General features: G+C 66.6%; 18 protein-coding genes. 6 read left to right on the top strand and 12 right to left on the bottom strand.

Annotated elements, in window-relative coordinates:
• Positions 1–102: 102 nt before the first annotated feature.
• Both BQ8008_RS09380 and BQ8008_RS09385 read left to right on the top strand, forming a co-directional pair.
• Complete coding sequence (locus BQ8008_RS09380; RefSeq protein ID WP_108833777.1) at positions 103–981, top strand: LppM family (lipo)protein; 879 nt, start codon at positions 103–105, stop codon at positions 979–981.
• A 115-nt stretch (positions 982–1,096) separates the two neighbouring features.
• Positions 1,097–2,071 (top strand): LppM family (lipo)protein, encoded by a 975-nt coding sequence (locus tag BQ8008_RS09385; protein WP_108833778.1) that lies wholly within the window; start codon positions 1,097–1,099, stop codon positions 2,069–2,071.
• Between the two features lie 25 nt (positions 2,072–2,096).
• On the opposite strand, the gene BQ8008_RS09390 is transcribed toward BQ8008_RS09385, so the two are convergent.
• From BQ8008_RS09390 to BQ8008_RS09435, 10 genes are all read right to left on the bottom strand, one after another.
• Positions 2,097–3,383: an adenylosuccinate synthase gene (locus tag BQ8008_RS09390; RefSeq protein WP_108833779.1), complete on the bottom strand. Its 1,287-nt coding sequence runs from the start codon at positions 3,381–3,383 to the stop codon at positions 2,097–2,099.
• A 130-nt stretch (positions 3,384–3,513) separates the two neighbouring features.
• A complete protein-coding gene (locus tag BQ8008_RS09395) occupies positions 3,514–4,194 on the bottom strand; it encodes a DUF624 domain-containing protein (RefSeq protein ID WP_108833780.1) in 681 nt (226 codons plus the stop codon).
• A 182-nt stretch (positions 4,195–4,376) separates the two neighbouring features.
• A complete protein-coding gene (locus tag BQ8008_RS09400) occupies positions 4,377–5,282 on the bottom strand; it encodes a carbohydrate ABC transporter permease (RefSeq protein WP_108833781.1) in 906 nt (301 codons plus the stop codon).
• Positions 5,279–6,124: a carbohydrate ABC transporter permease gene (locus BQ8008_RS09405; RefSeq protein ID WP_108833782.1), complete on the bottom strand. Its 846-nt coding sequence runs from the start codon at positions 6,122–6,124 to the stop codon at positions 5,279–5,281. Before BQ8008_RS09405 ends, BQ8008_RS09400 begins: the two co-directional genes overlap by 4 nt.
• A gap of 195 nt (positions 6,125–6,319) precedes the next feature.
• Entirely contained in the window at positions 6,320–7,663 is a 1,344-nt protein-coding gene (locus BQ8008_RS09410; RefSeq protein WP_108833783.1) for an ABC transporter substrate-binding protein, read from the bottom strand.
• 408 nt (positions 7,664–8,071) lie between these two features.
• The gene (fbaA, locus tag BQ8008_RS09415) at positions 8,072–9,121 is read right to left on the bottom strand and encodes a class II fructose-bisphosphate aldolase (protein ID WP_108833784.1); all 1,050 of its coding nucleotides are present in this window, start codon (positions 9,119–9,121) and stop codon (positions 8,072–8,074) included.
• Positions 9,122–9,307: 186 nt separating this feature from the next.
• Positions 9,308–10,063 (bottom strand): TrmH family RNA methyltransferase, encoded by a 756-nt coding sequence (locus BQ8008_RS09420; RefSeq protein WP_108833785.1) that lies wholly within the window; start codon positions 10,061–10,063, stop codon positions 9,308–9,310.
• A 53-nt stretch (positions 10,064–10,116) separates the two neighbouring features.
• Entirely contained in the window at positions 10,117–10,686 is a 570-nt protein-coding gene (gene pyrE, locus BQ8008_RS09425; protein ID WP_108833786.1) for an orotate phosphoribosyltransferase, read from the bottom strand.
• A gap of 121 nt (positions 10,687–10,807) precedes the next feature.
• On the bottom strand, positions 10,808–11,305 hold the full coding sequence (gene tpx / locus BQ8008_RS09430; protein WP_108833787.1) for a thiol peroxidase: 498 nt from the start codon (positions 11,303–11,305) through the stop codon (positions 10,808–10,810).
• Between the two features lie 81 nt (positions 11,306–11,386).
• Positions 11,387–12,163, bottom strand: a complete 777-nt coding sequence (locus BQ8008_RS09435) for an SDR family NAD(P)-dependent oxidoreductase (protein WP_108833788.1) — start codon at positions 12,161–12,163, stop codon at positions 11,387–11,389.
• Between the two features lie 69 nt (positions 12,164–12,232).
• Between BQ8008_RS09435 and BQ8008_RS09440 the strand changes: the two genes are divergently transcribed.
• Positions 12,233–13,042 (top strand): exodeoxyribonuclease III, encoded by an 810-nt coding sequence (locus BQ8008_RS09440; protein WP_108834848.1) that lies wholly within the window; start codon positions 12,233–12,235, stop codon positions 13,040–13,042.
• Between the two features lie 178 nt (positions 13,043–13,220).
• Here the strand turns inward: BQ8008_RS09440 and BQ8008_RS13750 are convergent, their stop codons facing one another.
• Entirely contained in the window at positions 13,221–13,421 is a 201-nt protein-coding gene (locus BQ8008_RS13750) for a hypothetical protein (protein WP_234415328.1), read from the bottom strand.
• 124 nt (positions 13,422–13,545) lie between these two features.
• On the opposite strand from BQ8008_RS13750, the gene BQ8008_RS13755 reads away from it, so the two are divergent.
• Both BQ8008_RS13755 and BQ8008_RS13760 read left to right on the top strand, forming a co-directional pair.
• Complete coding sequence (locus BQ8008_RS13755) at positions 13,546–13,890, top strand: hypothetical protein (RefSeq protein WP_234415329.1); 345 nt, start codon at positions 13,546–13,548, stop codon at positions 13,888–13,890.
• A gap of 161 nt (positions 13,891–14,051) precedes the next feature.
• On the top strand, positions 14,052–14,777 hold the full coding sequence (locus tag BQ8008_RS13760; RefSeq protein ID WP_234415330.1) for a hypothetical protein: 726 nt from the start codon (positions 14,052–14,054) through the stop codon (positions 14,775–14,777).
• On the opposite strand, the gene BQ8008_RS09455 is transcribed toward BQ8008_RS13760, so the two are convergent.
• Positions 14,774–15,649 carry a helix-turn-helix transcriptional regulator gene (locus tag BQ8008_RS09455; RefSeq protein ID WP_108833790.1) on the bottom strand — a complete coding sequence of 292 codons (876 nt, stop codon included), beginning with the start codon at positions 15,647–15,649 and terminating at the stop codon, positions 14,774–14,776. The two genes, BQ8008_RS13760 and BQ8008_RS09455, sit on opposite strands and share 4 nt — an antisense overlap.
• Positions 15,650–15,798: 149 nt before the next feature.
• Here BQ8008_RS09455 and BQ8008_RS09460 point away from each other — a divergent pair, with 149 nt between their 5' ends.
• Positions 15,799–17,289 (top strand): MFS transporter, encoded by a 1,491-nt coding sequence (locus BQ8008_RS09460; protein ID WP_108833791.1) that lies wholly within the window; start codon positions 15,799–15,801, stop codon positions 17,287–17,289.
• Positions 17,290–17,504: the final 215 nt, after the last annotated feature.

The following is a 17,504-nucleotide window of genomic DNA, read 5'->3' on the forward strand; positions in this document are numbered from 1 at the left end:
TTCGACCGCCGCCGGCCCTCCGCACTCATCCCGGGTCATCCCGGCCGATCTTCACCATCCGTTCAGCCCTCTTACCTCCGACGATCGTCTAGGGTGAGGCTCATGGCAGCAACCACTCCCCTGCGCCTTACCCTGCGCACACTGACATTCCTCCCACTTCTCGCATCCCTCGCGCTCGCCTCCTCCGCGGGCAACGCATTGACGCCCACCGCCACAAGTCGGGACAGCCGAGGCTCCTACACCGTTGACGTCACGATCAACAAGGACGATACCTACGACTACAAGGTGGCCGTCGCGCGAGACAAGAAGAATTCTTCGGCATCATCAGACGATCTCAAAGAGAGCTGCGAAGAGTCGACGGGGTCGGGGGCCTTGGAGAACGCCAAGGCGACCTACTCCGAGCCCGGAGGGCGTCCCACCTGCACCTTCAGCGGGAAGGACAAGATCTCCGAGAGCAATGACCTCATCGAGCACGTGGGAGACGAGTACGTCTTCGACACCGGGAACGGGGGACTGTCCAGTGCCGACAGCGACCTGGATTTCTCCCTGTCGGTCACCTTCCCCGGAAAAGTCACCAACTCCGACGGCGGCAAGATCGACGGAACCACCGTCACCTTCGATGAGGCCGGTGAGTACCGGGTGACCGGCAAGGACACCCCCGCCTTCCCGTGGGTCTGGGTGATCATCGGAGTGCTGGTGGTCGCAGCCGCCGGAGGCGGCGCCTTCTGGTACCTGAACAATCGTAAGAAGGGGACTCAGCAGCAGGCGTACCAGGCTTCCCCAGCCGGAGCCGTAGGATACGCACCCGGACAGCCTCAGTCCCCTGTTCCCGGTCAGGCGCAAGCACCCGGTTCGGTCCCCCCGCCGGCCTCAGGCGCGGCCGGTCCGGGCTACGGGCAGCAGGAACACGGCGGTGCCGTGGCCCCCGGCCCCGTTCCCCCTCCTCCTGGCGGACAGCCCGACTCACCGGCCTCCCACTGAGGCCGACCGCGGCGGCCCTGAGCTCATGTTAGACATGTGATGTGCTCAGGGCCGCCGACGCCGTTCAACGGAATCGGATGCCCTTCTTCTCGTCCACGCAGCTCTAAGGCGGCACATGCACCACCCCGCTCTTCGACATGCTCCGGCAACACCCCTGACCGCCCTTCTCTGTCTCGTCACCGTCGTCCTCACGGCGGGGGCTGCTCCCGCGAACGCCGCCGCCCCCTTGGCGAGTACTAACGAGGAGAAGGTCACCATCGAGATCGATATCAAATCGGATGATGAGGTGACGACGACCTTCCTCGCCACCGCGCCGTCCGATGGCGAGCAGACGCTCAAGGACTTCTGCACCGAGGAGAACTTCTCAACCGACACGGCGACACCGAAGGTGACCTTCTCCTCCAAGAACGGGACTCCCACCTGTACAGCCGTCATCACCGGGTCGGTGTCCGAGAACGAGTATGTGACACATGACGGAGACGAATACGTCGTCGACACCGCGGTGGCCTCGGCATCTGAGGAGGACAAGGAGAGCTCGCTGACGCTCTCGGTCGTCTTCCCCGGGAAGGTCACGGATGCCGGTGGCGGCACGATAGAGGGGGAGCACAAGAACAAGGTCTCGTTCGACTCCTTCTACGACAATAAGGCCCGCGGTCGAGACACTGCCGAGGCGGCGGTCAAGGAGTCCTCCGGGAACGCCGGGTTATGGATCATCATCATTCTGATGCTCATGGTGGTGGCCGCCAGCGGAGTCATCGCTCTCATCTCCAACAGCGCCAGGAAGAACCGGGAGCAGAAGTACCTCGCCGCTCTGGAGCAGCAGTCGTTCAACGCAGCGGCGGCCGCACCGATGTACCAGCCTCTCCCCTACACCTCACCGACCCCTCCCGTAGGCGGTCCGCCCCAGCCGCAGGTCTACTACCCACAGGCCCCTCAGCAGAGCGGCTACCCTCCATCGCAGATGCCTCCGGTCGGCCAGGCCGGATACCTGGGAGCGCCGCAGCCCTATCAGCAGCCTCCTGGCTCGCCCCCGCCCGGAGCGGGTGGCCCGTACCCTCCGCCGGGGCAGGGCATATACGGCGGTGGCTGACGGTGGCTGACGGTCTCAGCCACCGTCAGCCCACGAGTGGGTAACGCGAGATCGTGGCCTCGCGCCCCGGCCCGACGCCGATCGCGGAGACCCGGCAGTGGGCCAGCTCCTCAATGCGCAGCACGTAGTCCCGGGCGGCCCGTGGCAGGTCGGCGAAGCGGCGCACCTCGCTGATGTCCTCACTCCAGCCGGGCAGCTCCTCGTAGACGGGAACGGCGTGGTGGAAGTCGGACTGGGTCAGCGGCATCTCCTGGGTGACGGTGCCGTCAATGTCGTAGGCGACGCACACGGGGATGGTCTCGTGGCCGGTGAGGACGTCGAGCTTGGTCATGACCAGGTCGGTGAGCCCGTTGACGCGGGCCGCGTAGCGGGTGACGACGGCGTCGTGCCAGCCACAGCGGCGCGGCCGGCCGGTGGTGACACCGAACTCGCCGCCCTCGGTACGCAGGCGCTCACCCACCTCGTCGTGCAGCTCGGTGGGGAAGGGCCCCTCCCCCACGCGCGTCGTGTAGGCCTTGACGACCCCGACCACCGAGTCGATCCGGGTGGGTCCCACACCGGTACCGGTGCAGGCGCCACCGGAGGTGGGGTTGGAGGAGGTGACGAAGGGGTAGGTCCCGTGGTCGATGTCGAGCATCGTGGCCTGGCCGGCCTCGAACAGGACGGTCCTGCCCTTGTCGAGGGCGCTGTTGAGCACCAGGGAGCAGTCCACAACCATGGGGCGGACCCGCTCGGCGTAGGAGAGCAGCTCGTCGGCGACGGCGTCGGCGTCAATGGCCGCCCGGTTGAAGACCTTGAGGAAGAGGCTGTTCTTCTGGTCCAGGGCCGAGTGGACCTTCTGACGCAGGATCGACTCGTCGAAGAGGTCCTGGACTCGGATGCCCACACGGTTCATCTTGTCCGCGTAAGTGGGGCCGATCCCGCGGCCGGTGGTGCCCAGCTGGCGCGACCCCAGGAAGCGCTCGGTGGTGCGGTCCAGGACCCGGTTGTAGGAGGGGATGATGTGGGCGTTGGCGCTGATGAGGAGGCTGGAGGCGTCCTTGCCACGAGACTCGATCTCGGCGATCTCGCTGAAGAGGACCTCCAGGTCGACGACGACGCCGTTGCCGATCATGGGGGTGACCCCGGGGGTGAGCACACCGGCCGGCAGGAGGTGGAAGGCGAACTTCTCGCCGTCGATGACCACGGTGTGGCCGGCGTTGTTGCCGCCATTGAACTTGACGACGTAGTCGACGTCCTGACCGAGCTGGTCAGTCGCCTTGCCCTTTCCCTCGTCCCCCCACTGGGTCCCGACGACGACAACGGCTGGCATGGCTGCTCCCTGACTTCAGTGACGGCGTGCCGGTGGACACACCGTCCTCTAGCCTACCGGAGCCGGACCGACAGCATCATGTCGCGATCATGTCGTGCTCACCTCCTGGCTTCATGAGGCGAGCGCGATGTCAGGAGGAGGGCTGGGCAGCGGCCGTGAGCCCGGCGATGGTGGAGCGCTGGAGCAGGGCGATGAGGTAGGCCTGGAAGGCCGGGCCGATGAGGACCATGAACCAGAGGGCGGCTGTCCTCATGGCGGGCAGCCCCCAGAGGGCGGCCACCGGAGCCGCCAGGACCGCCAGGCAGATAACCGTCAGCCCCAGGCGGCCGACGGCGAGCCGTGCGGCGTTGGACAGGTGCCGGGTCAGTGGCGCGTCGAAGAAGGCCGCCAGCGGCAGCAGCCAAGTGAGGATCGCGGCCAGGAGAGCTCCCCCGGCCAGCACCAGCCCGGCCACGGCGCTGCTCGCACCACCCAGGCCGCCTTGCTGGCTGCCGTGCTGGTCACCCGTGGCGATGCCGTCGGCCAGGACCAGGTACTCCCAGGAGCCGAGGGCCAGCAGCACGAGCACCGGCAGCCACCAGGCCAGCGACTGGCGCAGGTTGAGGCGGAAGGATCGCCACCAGGTGGCGGCAACCGCCGGGTCGTCGTCGGCCGCCATCTCACCGGCCACACGCGCACAGGCCGTCAGGGAGGCGCCGGCCGTCACCACCGGCAGGCAGCCGGCCAGGGTGAGGGCGTTGAGGATGACGACGTCGGCCGCCGCGGACCACGCCCGGTAGGCCGGGCTGTCGGGACCGGGGAACAGCGCCAACGGGACCTCCTTCAGGCAGGACTCATGCCATGTATGCGATAGCGGGACCTGCTGCCGGCGCGGTTGCCCGCGTTGAGCCGACAGCGGTGGGAGTGACGTGGACATGATACGGGCGGTCCTCGATGCCCGCGGTGGAGCATCGAGGACCGCCCGAGTAAGGGGGCGGGGCTCAGGCGCAGGCCTCAGCCCTTGACCGCGCCCGCGGCCACGCCCTCGATGATGTGCTTCTGACCGAAGAGGTAGAAGGCCACGATCGGGACGATGGCGAAGACGAGCATGGCCATCTGGGCGCCCATGTCTCGGTTGCCGTTGGACCCGACGAGCGACTGGATGACGATCGGAATCGTCTTGTACCGCTCGTCCTGGCCGATGACGAGGTTGGGCAGGAGGAAGTCGTTCCACACCCACATGGCGTTGAGGATCGCCACCGTGACCGCCGTCGGCTTGAGCAGCGGCATGACTACCTTGAAGTAGGTCTGCAGCGGGGAGCACCCGTCCATGTAGGCGGCCTCCTCGATCTCCATGGGGATCGACTTGATGAAGCCGGCGAACAGGAACACCGACAGACCGCCGCCGAAGCCGAGGTAGAGGACGATCATGCCCCAGGGCGTGGCCAGGCCGAGCAGATCGGCCACCTTGACGGTGGGGAACATGACCATCTGGAAGGGCGCGATCATGGAGAAGGCGAAGGCGTAGTAGATCGCCGAGGTCCACCAGGTCTTGATGCGGGTGATGTAGTAGGCGGTCATCGCCGTCAGGAAGACGATGACGACGACGGAGCCCACCGTGATGAACAGCGACCAGCCCATGGCGCTGGCGAAGCCGGACAGGGCCAGGCCGGTGGCATAGTTGTCCAGGCCGGCGAAGGTCTTCGCGGTCGGCAGGGCGAAGGGACTGTCGGCGATGTAGAACTTGCCCTTGAAGGAGTTGATGAGGATGAAGGCCAGGGGGACGACCCACACGAGGGCCAGGACGGCCAGCACCCCCACGAGCGCATTCTGACCGGGCGTGTACCGGGCCGCTTTCCGACCCGCCTTGCTGGCGGACACGGCGGCTGCGGGGACATGGGTCTGGACGGCGGTGCTCACGCGTCAACCTCCTTGGAACGAGTGGCGCGCAGCTGGATGAGCGCGATGGCGGCGACGATGAGGAAGAAGATGACGGCCTCGGCCTGGGCGACACCCTCCTGGCCGATCTTCTTGTACATCGTGTTGACGATGCTGAGCGCGGCCATCTGGGTCTGCTTGGCCGGGGCCCCGTTGGTCAGGGCGAGGTTCTGGTCGTACATCTTGAAGGTGTTGGCCAGGGTGAGGAACAGGCAGATGGTGATCGAGGGCATGATCATCGGCAGGGTCACGTTGCGCAGCGTCTGCCACCTGCCGGCGCCGTCGATCTGAGAGGCCTCGATGAGCTCAGGCGGCACGTTCTGCAGGCCGGCGATGTAGATGACCATCATGTAGCCCATGAGCTGCCAGTTGACGAGCATGACCAGGCCGGCCAGACCCAGACGCCAGTCGTTGACGATGGTCTGGCCCCAGCGCTGCAGGATCGCGTTGAGCATGACCTGCCAGGTGTAGCCCAGGACGATGCCGCCGATGAGGTTGGGCATGAAGAAGACGGCGCGGAAGAAGTTGGTTCCACGCAGCTTGCGGGTCAGGAAGTAGGCCAGGGCGAAGGCGCCCAGATTCACCGTGATGATGGAGATGATCGAGACGACGGCGGTGAAGAGGAGGGCCTGCGGGAAGTCACTGCGCTCCCCCAGGGCCCTGGCGTAGTTGTCAGTGCCCACGAACCGCGCGTTGGTCAGGGTGCTGAACTTGGTGAAGGAGAGATAGAGCCCCATGAAGAAGGGGACGATGAACGCGATCATGAAGGCCAACAGGGTCGGCCCCGCAAATACTGGGAAGAACTTTTTCAGTGCCTTGGTCATATCTACCTCGAGGTGCGACCGGTACCCGCTGAAGCGGCCGGGTGGCAGGGGGGGGCTCCCACCGGGGCGACGACGCACGAATCGATCGTTCGGGCGCGCCGCCCCGGACGGAGAGGGGATGGGGAGATGAGTCGCCGTCGCGCCGTCATCCGCGCACTCGGACGGGCCTGAACGGCCTTGGGCGACTCGACGGCGTCAGCCCTCCTTGGCCGACTTCTTCTCAGAGGCCCAGGTGGTCACAAAGAACTCCTTGACTTTCGCCCAGTCCGAGCTACCAGAGGCGTACTGAGCCAGGTGCTGGCCGAGCTGGTCCTTGAAGTCCTGGCTCGGGAAGGTCGGGAAGACCCACTTGACGGGAGTGAGGTCCTTGTTGGTGATGGCCGCGGCGACCTCCTTGCCCAGCGGGTCGGAGGGGGCCAGCTCGGCGTAGGCCTTGTAGGGCGCGATGATGCTGAGCTTCTCAGCGGCGAGCTTGGAGCCCTCGGCGTCGGTGAACAGCCAGGTGAGGAAGTCCTTGGTGGCCTTCTGGGCGTCGTCGGAGACCTGGGAGTTGATCGTCAGGTAGTTCTCGGTGCCGATGGCGATGTTGCTCTTGTCCTCGCCGGATACGCCGACGTAGATCGGCAGGAAGTGGACGTCCTCGGCCTTGACCGTGTTGCCGGAGACCTCAGAGATCTGCGACCAGCCCCAGTTGCCGTTCTGGACCATGGCCGCCTTGCCCAGGGCGAAGTCGGCCATGGAGTCGGTGACCGTCTTGGCGCTGGCCTCGGTGGGGGCGATCGTGGAGTTGTTGAGGTAGAGATCGAAGATCTGCTTGTAGTTGTCCGAGTAGGTCAGCTTGAGCTCGTCGAGGTCGTCGACCTTGGCATCGCGGTACTCGTAGTAGACCGGGTAGTTGGCCAGGTGGGTCTGCCAGCGCCAGTCCTCGCCCGGGGACAGGGAGGTCGCGGCGAAGACGCCCTCGATGCCGAGGTCGGCCTTCTTGGACTGCATGTCCTCGACGACCTCCTTGAGCTTGTCGAAGCCCTTGATCTGGTCGACGGCGGTGGCCTTGGCGCCCTCCATGGCGAAGTACTTGTTGAGGATGGCGGCGTTGTAGATGATGCCGTAGCCCTCGATGGCCAGCGGTACACCCACGACCTTGCCCTCGTCGCCCTTGAGGGCCAGGGACTCGTCCGTCATCTGCTTGGTGAAGTCGGCGTCGGACAGGTCGGAGGCGTACTCCTTCCAGTTCCCGTAGCCCACGGGGCCGTTGAGGTTGAACAGGGTGGGCGGGTTGGACTTGGCGACCTCGGACTTCAGGGTCTGCTCGTAGGTGCCAGAGGCGGCGGTGACGACCTTGACGGCCACGCCGGTCTTCTTGGTGTAGGCGGCCGCGATGTCCTTGAAGGCCTGCTCCGACTCGGGCTTGAAGTTGAGGAAGTAAACGCCCCCATCGCCGTCGGAGCCGGACGAGCCCTTGGAGCAGGCCGCCAGGGTGGCGGCGACGGCGATCGCAGCGGTTCCGCCCAGCATGGAGCGGCGGGAGATGAGTCGCATTGGGGGTCCTCCTTTGGACGCATGGGACAGGAGCGGACAAGGGCGTCCGCGAGGAGCGACTGCCGCATGGCCGGCGGCGGATCCGTCGGTTTAACGGCGATGGCCAATCATGACACATTTCAGCCCACATTGCTGCAAGGATTGCAATCAGTGACCTGGGTCATGCTTTAATGCCGTCGACCCATCATCCCGTTTCCGCGAGATACCGAGACTTCACCGCCTCCTCTCACGAAGCGGCACCATTCCACGTCGCCCTGCAAGAATGTAACCGTTCGGCTGATTCATGAGCGGCCCCTCTCCCGGCCGCCTCGTGACGCAGACACGACGTGGCCCCGGCACCGTGATGGTGCCGGGGCCACGTGCAGCGGCGGACCGAGCTCGCCACTCACCCCTGTGTGGGGCAAAGGCTCACTTGCGGGCGGAGCCGACGGAGCCGAGGCGCTCGCAGGCCTCGACGACGCGGGCGGCCATGCCCTCCTCGGCGGCCTTGCCCCAGGCGCGCGGGTCGTACTGCTTCTTGTTGCCGACCTCGCCGTCGATCTTGAGGACGCCCTCGTAGTTGGTGTACATCCAGCCGGCGACTGGGCGGGTGAAGGCGTACTGGGTGTCGGTGTCGACGTTCATCTTGATGACGCCGTTGCGCACCGCGGTGGCGATCTCCTCGTCGGTAGAGCCGGAGCCGCCGTGCATGACCAGGTCGAAGGGCGAGCTCTTGTCACCGACCTTGGAGGACAGACGGTCACCGAGGCGCTTGGCCACATCGTCCTGGATCTCACCGAGGATCTCCGGGCGGAGCTTGACGTGGCCGGGCTTGTAGGAGCCGTGCACGTTGCCGAAGGTCAGGGCGGTGATGTAGCGGCCGTTCTCGCCCAGGCCGAGGGCCTCGGCGGCCTTCCAGGCGTCGTCGGCAGTGGTGTAGAGGTTGGCGTTCTCCTCGCCCTTGATGCCGTCCTCCTCGCCGCCCACGGCGCCGATCTCGATCTCGAGGACGACGTTGGCGGCCTTGGCCCGCTTGAGCATGTCGACGGCGATCTCGATGTTGTCGTCGAGGGCCTCGGCGGAGCCGTCCCACATGTGGGAGTTGAACATCGGCAGCTCGCCGTTCTTGACCTGCTCGGCCTCGATCTCCAGGAGCGGGTGGATCCAGTCGGCCAGGAGCTTCTTGGGGCAGTGGTCGGTGTGCAGACCGATGGTGACGGGGTAGAGGTCACCCACGGCGCGGGCGTAGGCGGCAAAGGCGATCGAGCCCTTGACGCGGTCGAGGCGCGAGGACCCGGACCAGTAGGCGGCACCACCGTTGGAGATCTGGACGATGCCGTCGGACTCGGCGTCGGCGAAGCCCTTGAGGGCGGCGGACAGAGTCTGGGACGAGGTGACGTTGATCGCGGGAATGGCGTACTTGCCGGCCTTCGCGCGGTCAAGCATGTCGGCGTAGGACTCCGGGGTTGCAATGGCCACTGGGTGCCTCCTGATTTCTGTATGAGTCAGTGGTGCGGGGCCGATTGTTCCACGAATTCGGACCCACGTGAACCGGATCATGGTCCCGGACGGCGCAGGGCAGACCTGCTACGACCCCCAGATCCATGTCCGCGTCGGCCTGCGGTGACAACTCCCAACGGCGACTCGGAGCAGCCGATCAACGGCTCAGTCCGGGGCGGGGCCCGCGTGCTGGAGGATCCAGGTGTGCATGGCCACGGCCGCCGCGGCGGCCACGTTGATGGAGCGGGTGGAGCCGTACTGGCCGATGCGCAGCAGACGGGCGCAGCCGGCGCTCAGCTCAGCACTGATGCCCTCGCCCTCGGAGCCGAAGACCATGAGGCACCGTTCGGGCAGTGCGGCGCTCTCGAGGGGCTGCGCTCCGGGGCCGTTGTCAATGCCGATGACCTCGTAGCCGCCTGCCGCCGCCCAGTCGAGCAGCTCGCCGGGCTCGGGGTGGTGGCGCACGTCCAGGTAGCGGTTGGTGACCATGGCACCGCGCTTGTTCCAGCGGCGTCGGCCGATGATGTGGACGCCGGCGACGTTGAAGGCGTTGGCGCTGCGCACGATGGAGCCGATGTTGAGGTCCTGACTGACGTTCTCGATGGCGATGTGCAGCCGGTGGGCTCGGGCGGCCAGGTCGGCGCGGATCGCCGCGATGGTCCAGTAGCGGTAGCGGTCGACGACGTTGCGCCGGTCGCCTCCCGCGAGCAGCTCACGGTCGTAGCGGGGGTCGGTGGGCCAGATCTCGGCTCCGCCGGGCCAGGGCCCGACGCCGACCTGTCGGACATCGGCGGGCCGATCCTCCTCCAGGCTCAGCGCAGGAGCCGCGGGGGACGCCGAGAGCTCGGGGGACGATACCGGAGCCCGGGTGGACGTCGCGGGCCGGTGCTCCCCCTCGGGCAGGTCGACGGGCTGATCCATGCGATCAGCGTCCTCGCCCCGGCGAGCAGATGCCGGCGGACGCCGTCGGGGACTCACTCCAGGCCGAGGTCGGCCAGGCCGAGCGCCGCATAGTAGGGCAGCCCCGCGGCCTCGATGCGCTCGCGAGCACCGGTGGCCCGGTCCACGATGACGGCGACGGCCCGCACGTCGGCGCCCGCCTCGCGCAGTGCCTCGACGGCCTCCAGCGGAGAACCCCCGGTGGTGGAGGTGTCCTCCAGGACGACGACGGAGCACCCGGTGACGTCGGGGCCCTCGATGCGACGGCGCATGCCGTGGTCCTTGGCGGCCTTGCGCACGACGAAGGCGTCCAGGTCCAGGCCGCGCGAGGCGGCGGCGTGCAGCATGGAGGCGGCCACGGGGTCGGCCCCCATGGTCAGGCCGCCGACGGCATCGATCTCATCGGTGCCCAGACCGGCCTCCTCCAGCATGTCGAGCATGACGTGGCCGATGAGAGGCGCGGCCTCGTGGTGGAGGGTGGCGCGGCGCATGTCCACGTAGAAGTCGGACTCGAGGCCGGAGGCGAGGGTGACCTTGCCGCGGACGACGGACAGCTCGTTGACGAGCTCGGCCAGGCGGGCGATGTGGGAGTCGTTGGTGCTCACGACGTCGATGGTAGTGGCCGTGGGCGCTTGCGCGTCGGGTAGACACTCACTGCGGCGAGAGCCCGCCCTCTTCCGCGTTGCGCGGAGGGGCGGGCTCTGGGCGACTCCCGGTAGAGAGAGGTCAGGACAGGGCGGCCACGGCGGCGTCGTAGTCGGGTTCCTGGCCGACCTCGGGAACCTGCTCGGTGTAGACGACCTTGCCGGACTCGTCGAGGACGACGACGGCGCGGGACAGCAGACCGGCCAGCGGGCCGTCGGCCAGGGTGACGCCGTAGTCGGCACCGAAGGTGGAGCGGAAGCTGGAACCGGTGACCACGTTGTTCAGCCCCTCGGCGCCGCAGAAGCGGGAGCCGGCGAAGGGCAGGTCGGCGGAGACGCAGACCACGGTCGTGTTGTCCAGCTCGGAGGCCAGCTTGTTGAACTGGCGCACGGAGGCGGCGCACACCCCGGTGTCCACCGAGGGGAAGATGTTGAGGACCACGCGGCGGCCGGCCAGGGACTGGCTGGTCACCGGCGCGAGGTCGGCGCCCACGAGGTCGAAGGCGGGCGCGGGCGATCCCACAGCGGGCAGCTCGCCGACGGTGCTGACAGGGTCTCCATGAAAGGTAATTGAAGCCATGACGCGATCGTTGCAGGTCGCGGCCCTCCTGACCAGCGGGAGCCCTCAGCCCTGCGCGATTTTCCGGAGGGCTCGCCGGCCTTACTCCGGCTGACGGCCGGAGCGCTCGGGATCGTCGGCCATTCGACGCACGAGCCAGCGGGGAGCCAGCCGCAGAGCGGCGTTGACGCTGCGGTAGCGCAGGCTCGGGGTGCAAATGACCTGGCCGCGGCGCACCGCCGCCAGTCCTTCGACGGCGACCCGCTCGGCATCCAGCCACACCGGCCCCTTCCACTGGGTCTCATCGATGCCGGCCGCCGCGTGGAAGCCGGTGTGGACGAGCCCGGGGCACAGCGCCGTCGCGGTCACGCCGGTGCCCGCGAGCTCAACGGCCAGCCCCTCGGTGAACCGGAGCACCCAGGCCTTGTGGGCCGCGTAGGTGCCCACGACGGTGTGCGCAGCAATGGAGGAGACGTTGAGGATGGCGCCGCGGCCGCGCTCGACCATGGCGCCGGCGGCCGCGTGTGAGGCCACCATCACGGCCCGCACCATGGCGTCAAGAGCCTGCTCCTCCCGGGCCAGGTCCCCACCGACGAAGCTCTGCCCCAGGCCGAAGCCGGCGTTGTTGACCAGGAGCCCGACGGGCCTGCTCTTCTCACGCAGACGCTCGGCGACGAGCTCGAGCTCGTCACGCTGAGACAGGTCGGCCTGCAGGACCTCCACCTGAACGCCGGCGAACTGCCGCATCTCCTCGGCCACCTCCCGCAGGCGCTCGGGCGTGCGCGCAACGAGGACGAGATCATGACGTGCCTGAGCCAGCTGCCAGGCGAACTCCAGACCGAGGCCACTGGTGGCCCCGGTGACAAGTGCTGTTCCCATGACGGCAGGCTACGCGCGCTTGTTGAGTGATCGATGGGAACCAGCTCCACCACCGGTTACCCTGCTGCCATGCGCCTGGCCACCTGGAACGTCAACTCCGTCCGCACCCGCGTCGACCGCGTCCTGGCCTTCTTGGAGCGGGAGAACATCGACGCCCTGGCCATGCAGGAGATCAAGTGCCGACCAGACCAGTTCCCGGTCGAGCCCTTCGAGACAGCCGGCTATCAGCTGGCGATCCACGGCCTCAACCAGTGGAACGGGGTGGCGATCGCCTCACGTGTCGGACTCGACGACGTCGTCACCTCCTTCCCCGGTCAACCCGGGTGGGCCACCGGGCCCGAGACCGAGCCGACCGTTGAGGCCCGGGCTCTCGGGGCGACGGTGGGCACGGCGTCGGGGGCGACTCCGGTGCGCCTGTGGAGCCTGTACGTGCCCAACGGCCGCGAGCTCACCCACCCGCACTACACGTACAAGCTGGACTGGCTGCGGGTCCTGTGCGACGACGTCGCCACCTGGCTGGAGGCCGAGCCCGACCTGCCGCTGGCGCTGGTGGGCGACTGGAACGTGGCGCCGAGGGACGAGGACGTGTGGGACATGAGCGCCTTCGAGGGCGCCACCCACGTCTCAGAGCCGGAGCGGGAGGCCTTCACCGCCTTCGCCGAGGCGGGCATGCACGAGGTCACGCGCGAGCGGGTCACCAACTACACGTACTGGGACTACCAGAAACTGCGCTTCCCGAGGAACGAGGGCATGCGCATCGACTTCGTCTACGCCTCGCCGGCCCTGGCGGATCGGGTCACCGGCGCCGCCATCGACCGCAACGAGCGCAAGGGCAAGGGCGCCTCCGACCACGTCCCCGTCATCGTCGAGGTCGACTGAGGCCGCGGAGCACGAGCGGAAGAACGGACAGAGAGCCGGTGCGTGGCCAGCACACTGCCGCAGGACGACTGACACCCAGGCTGGCAGAACTCAATCGACAAATCAGCCAAAATAATTTGTGAATAATTATGTGAAAATGAAGTCTTGCATCCCTTAGAACCTAGATATATCGGACATATTATGTCCATATGAAATATTCGACGTGGTCTGTCAGTCGGCGCACAGCCCTCACCCTCTCCTCCTTCGCGGCACTCACCCTGGTGGCCTGCTCGGGACAGCCCACCACCTCCGACCCCACCCCACAGCCAACGACCCCCCCCCCCTCCTCCACAGCCAGCACCACAGCAACCGCCCCGTCAGCACCGTCGACGAGCTTCACCGACAACAGACCACCCTCGGGACCGACGTCCGCCACCGGGGCGCCAGTGAACACCCAAGGGCGCGACCTGACACTAGATGATTTCTTCGAGCCGCCAACAAAACTCAGGCAAGACCTTTTCAACGTGGCCACCACTAGCGACACGAACGGCATCGGAGCAGACCTGGAGGGGAGCCAGGGCGTGCAGGCCGAGCTCCGACTGGAGAATCGATTCCGGAAGCTCACCTTTAAAGCCGGACAGGCGAATACCTCAAAGTCCTCAGACCTCATCCTGCGAGTAGGTATCTACAAAGACGGCAAGAACGACCAGCTCATCGACATCCCCTTCAACGAAGTTAAGCCGGTCGAGGTTGACGTCTCGAACGTCAATGCACTAAGGATCGACCTCCTTCCCCTGACACAGGAAGGAAAAAGTCACTACGGGCCAGGCTCCATCACCGGAGTCATGTTCGACATGAGGCTCGAGTAACAGGAACCGGCGGAATGAAGATCTTCAGATCCAAAGCCGAACACGCATCAGATGAACCGCGCTTCTTCACGGAACAGGAGTCCAGGGCCGCCACTGTCGAGCAGGCAAAAGACAGCAAACGAGGCGTGAGGGCTACCATTATCAACATTGCGCTAACCGCAGTGATCGGCATCGCATCACTTGCTATCGCCTGGCTGACGTACTCCCTCCAGACCGAGCAGTCCTCGCCCACCTCCCTCCAGCCCTCACCTTCTGATCACTTCCCCACCTCACCCGCCACGGAACCTCGCCCCGCCTCGACGACTGAGAGCTCCGCGCAAACAGGCTCATCAGCGTCGGGCTGCTACGACGGCGACACTCCGACACCGTGCGGCTCGCCGCACTCCCGGGAGGTATTCGCCAAACCAGACGGCGCATCCTGTGATGAGGGCGCGCTTGTCCTCCACATGGGCGGGGTCCCCGGCATCGATCTCCTCGCCTCCGGTATCGACATCGAGCCCCTTGAGAACACGGACGACCTGTGCGTCGTCGAGAAGCGGTCCGGGATGCCGAGCGTCTCACTCAAGGACATCTGGACGGTCGACAATGACCACAACGGTTACAAGGACGGCGGCGAGTTCCGTCGGTGCCTCAACCGTCAAGGACAGCAGGTCTCCTGCGATACCGAGCACGCCTCCGAGGAGTTCTTCGACGCACCGATCGACGTCGACTGCTTCAAGAAGTACGAGGAGTTCTCCGGGCGCCCGGTCGACCGCAGTATCCGAATAGCCCCGGACACCAGAGACAACCACATCATCTGCCGTGCAGAGGTGCAGGTGAGCACCGACAGGCTGACCGCATCGGTCCGCGACCTGGAGAACGCCTCCCTCCCCATCAAGCAGAGCTAGCAGGAGGCCTGGGCGGAAAGGAGACTCAGCGCCTTGCGCGAGGAGTCGTCTCGAGGCGTGTACACCTCGAGACGGTGATCGGGACTGTCCGGTTGAAGCCAGATCTGGTAATCGACATCCACGCGGCCGACATCCGGGTGGCTCAGATCCATCGGGCCGGTGGTGCAGTCGGCGACTCCGCCGGAGGACCACAGCCCGGCGAAGACCTGGCTGTGCATGACGAGCTCTCCGATGAGCCCGGCCAACTGCGCGTCCATGGGATGCGCGCCAGCGGTCAGACGCAGGTAGCCCACGTGGATACGCGCCAGGTAGTCCCAGTTGCGGTACAGGCTGCGGTGCACGGGGTCCAGGAAGAACATCCGCGGAATGGATGGCCTGGTGTCAGGATCGCGCGGCGAGTCTTCATCCAGGTGCGGAGCCAGCAGAGCATGCCCGGTCCGATTCCAGGCCAGCACATCTCCTCGCCGCCCCAGCAGGATCGCCGGGACACTCTCGCCCAACGCATGCAGCAACGCGAGCACATGGGAGCCGGGCTCCTCCTCATCCGGCGTCTCCAGCCGGGACAGGGCGGGACCGCGGGCGAGGTTGTGCAGGTGCGCCGTCTCGGTATCGTCGAGATGAAGGACCCGAGCCAGGGCATCAAGCACCTGGGCGGAGACGCGACCCGCCTGCCCCTGCTCAAGGCGGGTGTAGTAGCCCGCGCTCAGCCCGGCCAGCTGGGCCAGCTCCTCACGCCGCAGCCCCGGGACGCGTCGAGGAGTTCCGTACGAGCTCAAACCGAGGGCCTGAGGGGTCACCCCGTCTCGACGAGTCCTCAGGAACGCTCCCAGCGTCTCGCCGGAGACCCCCGCCGCGGCCACCACTGTCTCCACGCTGCCTCCCCGTCATCACCACTTGCAGGTAATCCTTGGCCGATGTCCTTCTCAGGGTAGGCACCCATCAACTATCGCGCCTATCCCTGCCGGGTGTACCCGCCCCAGGGAACTGGCTGCCTGGATTGGTAACTCCGAGCATGATGAACATGGATACGCAGGCTCACTCTCCCGCAGCATCCAGCTCCTTCGACGACGTCGACCATGTCCCACGACGCGCCTGGCTCGGTCTGCTCGTGGTGCTCGGCCCGGTGCTGCTGGTCTCCATGGACGGTTCGGTGCTGTTCCTGGCGATGCCCACCATCACCCGGTCCCTGGGGCCCAGCGCCGATCAGGCGCTGTGGATCCTTGACATCTACGGTTTCGCCGTCAGCTCGCTGCTCATCACCTTCGGCAGCCTCGGAGACCGCTACGGGCGCCTGAGGTTCCTGATCGGCGGCGCCCTCGTTTTCGGTGCCGGCTCGACCCTGGCCGCCCTGTCCGCGTCCCCGGGCTGGCTGATCGTCTCGCGCGCGATGATGGGCCTGGGAGGATCAACGCTCCTGCCCTCCGGGCTCGCGGTGCTCAGCGAGCTGTTCGCCAGCCCCCGCCTGCGGTCCCGGGCGATCGGGATCTTCGCGGCCACCTTTGCCGCGGGCTTCGCCATCGGCCCTGTCATCGGGGGACTGCTGCTGAGCCGCTTCTTCTGGGGCTCAGTGTTTCTCATCAACCTGCCCGTCGTCGCGATCTTTCTACTCACTGCGCCATTCGTGCTGCGCGAGGTGAGAGCCACCCGTCCCGGCACTGTCGACCTCCCCAGCATCGGACTGTCCGCCTCGGGCATGTTCCTAGCCGTCTACGCCGTCAAGCGGGCGGCGGCCTACGGCCCGTCTCCTCTGGTCGCTGTATCAGCAGCTGCGGGGGCCGGCTTGCTGACCTGGTTCCTCATGAGACAGCGCCGACTGGAGCACCCTCTGGTCGACGTCGACCTGTTCAAGGGCCGGGTCTTCACCATCGCCATCCTTACCGGTGTGATCTCCCTAGTCGTGTGGTCCGCAGCGGCCTACCTGAGCGGCGTCTACCTGCAGTCCGTCCTGGGACTGTCCGTCCTGGCCGCCGCCCTGCTGGCCCTTCCCGGTGCGGTCGTCCTGACAGCCACCTGCGTCCTGACTCCCGCACTGGCGGACCGGATCGGGCAGCGCCGGGCACTGCTCACCTGCCATATCGCCATGGCGGCAGGTCTCGCTCTGCTCCTGGCCACTCGTGTCACCGAAGGCGTCGGCTGGTTCATGACCTCCACCGTCGTCGCAGGGCTCGGCTACGGGATCTCCTTCTCCCTGGTGGCCGACACCGCCGTCGGGGCTGTTCCCACAGAGCGGGCCGGAGCCGCCGGTGCGATCGCCGAGACCTCCAACGAGGTCGGGAACGCTCTGGGCATCGCTCTGCTCGGTTCGACGGCGACCTTCGTGTTCCGTCTTCGCGGCCCCGGCGTGGCTCCCACTCTCGGGGAGACGCTCGACGTCGGAGCGACCTCCTCCGCCATCAACCAGGCGAAGGAGGCCTTCGTTGACGGGTTTCACCTGGCCGTGGCCCTGGCCGTACTCCTGTGCGCGGGCCTGGGCACCCTCGCCTTCAGATGGCTGCCTCACCCCGGAGAGTAGGTCGACATCGCCACTGCAATAACCCCATCATGATGGGAACGACTTAAGAAAGATATTCGTATTCTCATGTCAGCCACGACGGTGAGTATCCAGACAAATAAGACCAAAGCCCTAGGAGAATACTCCCCATCCCGGCAAAGAGGCCTAAAACACGCGCCCGCGACAGGCCCCTAAAATCACCCCCACCACCCAGATCCACCAATGACGTCAACGCT

This window comes from Actinomyces sp. Marseille-P3109 (assembly GCF_900323545.1).
Taxonomy (GTDB): Bacteria; Actinomycetota; Actinomycetes; order Actinomycetales; family Actinomycetaceae; genus Actinomyces.

Bases quoted from the DNA above. Each gene is read 5' to 3' on its own strand.
- BQ8008_RS09380 (WP_108833777.1), top strand. From the start codon at position 103: ATGGCAGCAACCACTCCCCTGCGCCTTACCCTGCGCACACTGACATTC.
- BQ8008_RS09385 (WP_108833778.1), top strand. From the start codon at position 1,097: ATGCACCACCCCGCTCTTCGACATGCTCCGGCAACACCCCTGACCGCC.
- BQ8008_RS09390 (WP_108833779.1), bottom strand. From the start codon at position 3,383: ATGCCAGCCGTTGTCGTCGTCGGGACCCAGTGGGGGGACGAGGGAAAG.
- BQ8008_RS09405 (WP_108833782.1), bottom strand. From the start codon at position 6,124: ATGACCAAGGCACTGAAAAAGTTCTTCCCAGTATTTGCGGGGCCGACC.
- BQ8008_RS09410 (WP_108833783.1), bottom strand. From the start codon at position 7,663: ATGCGACTCATCTCCCGCCGCTCCATGCTGGGCGGAACCGCTGCGATC.
- BQ8008_RS09420 (WP_108833785.1), bottom strand. From the start codon at position 10,063: ATGGATCAGCCCGTCGACCTGCCCGAGGGGGAGCACCGGCCCGCGACG.
- tpx (WP_108833787.1), bottom strand. From the start codon at position 11,305: ATGGCTTCAATTACCTTTCATGGAGACCCTGTCAGCACCGTCGGCGAG.
- BQ8008_RS09435 (WP_108833788.1), bottom strand. From the start codon at position 12,163: ATGGGAACAGCACTTGTCACCGGGGCCACCAGTGGCCTCGGTCTGGAG.
- BQ8008_RS09440 (WP_108834848.1), top strand. From the start codon at position 12,233: ATGCGCCTGGCCACCTGGAACGTCAACTCCGTCCGCACCCGCGTCGAC.
- BQ8008_RS09460 (WP_108833791.1), top strand. From the start codon at position 15,799: ATGGATACGCAGGCTCACTCTCCCGCAGCATCCAGCTCCTTCGACGAC.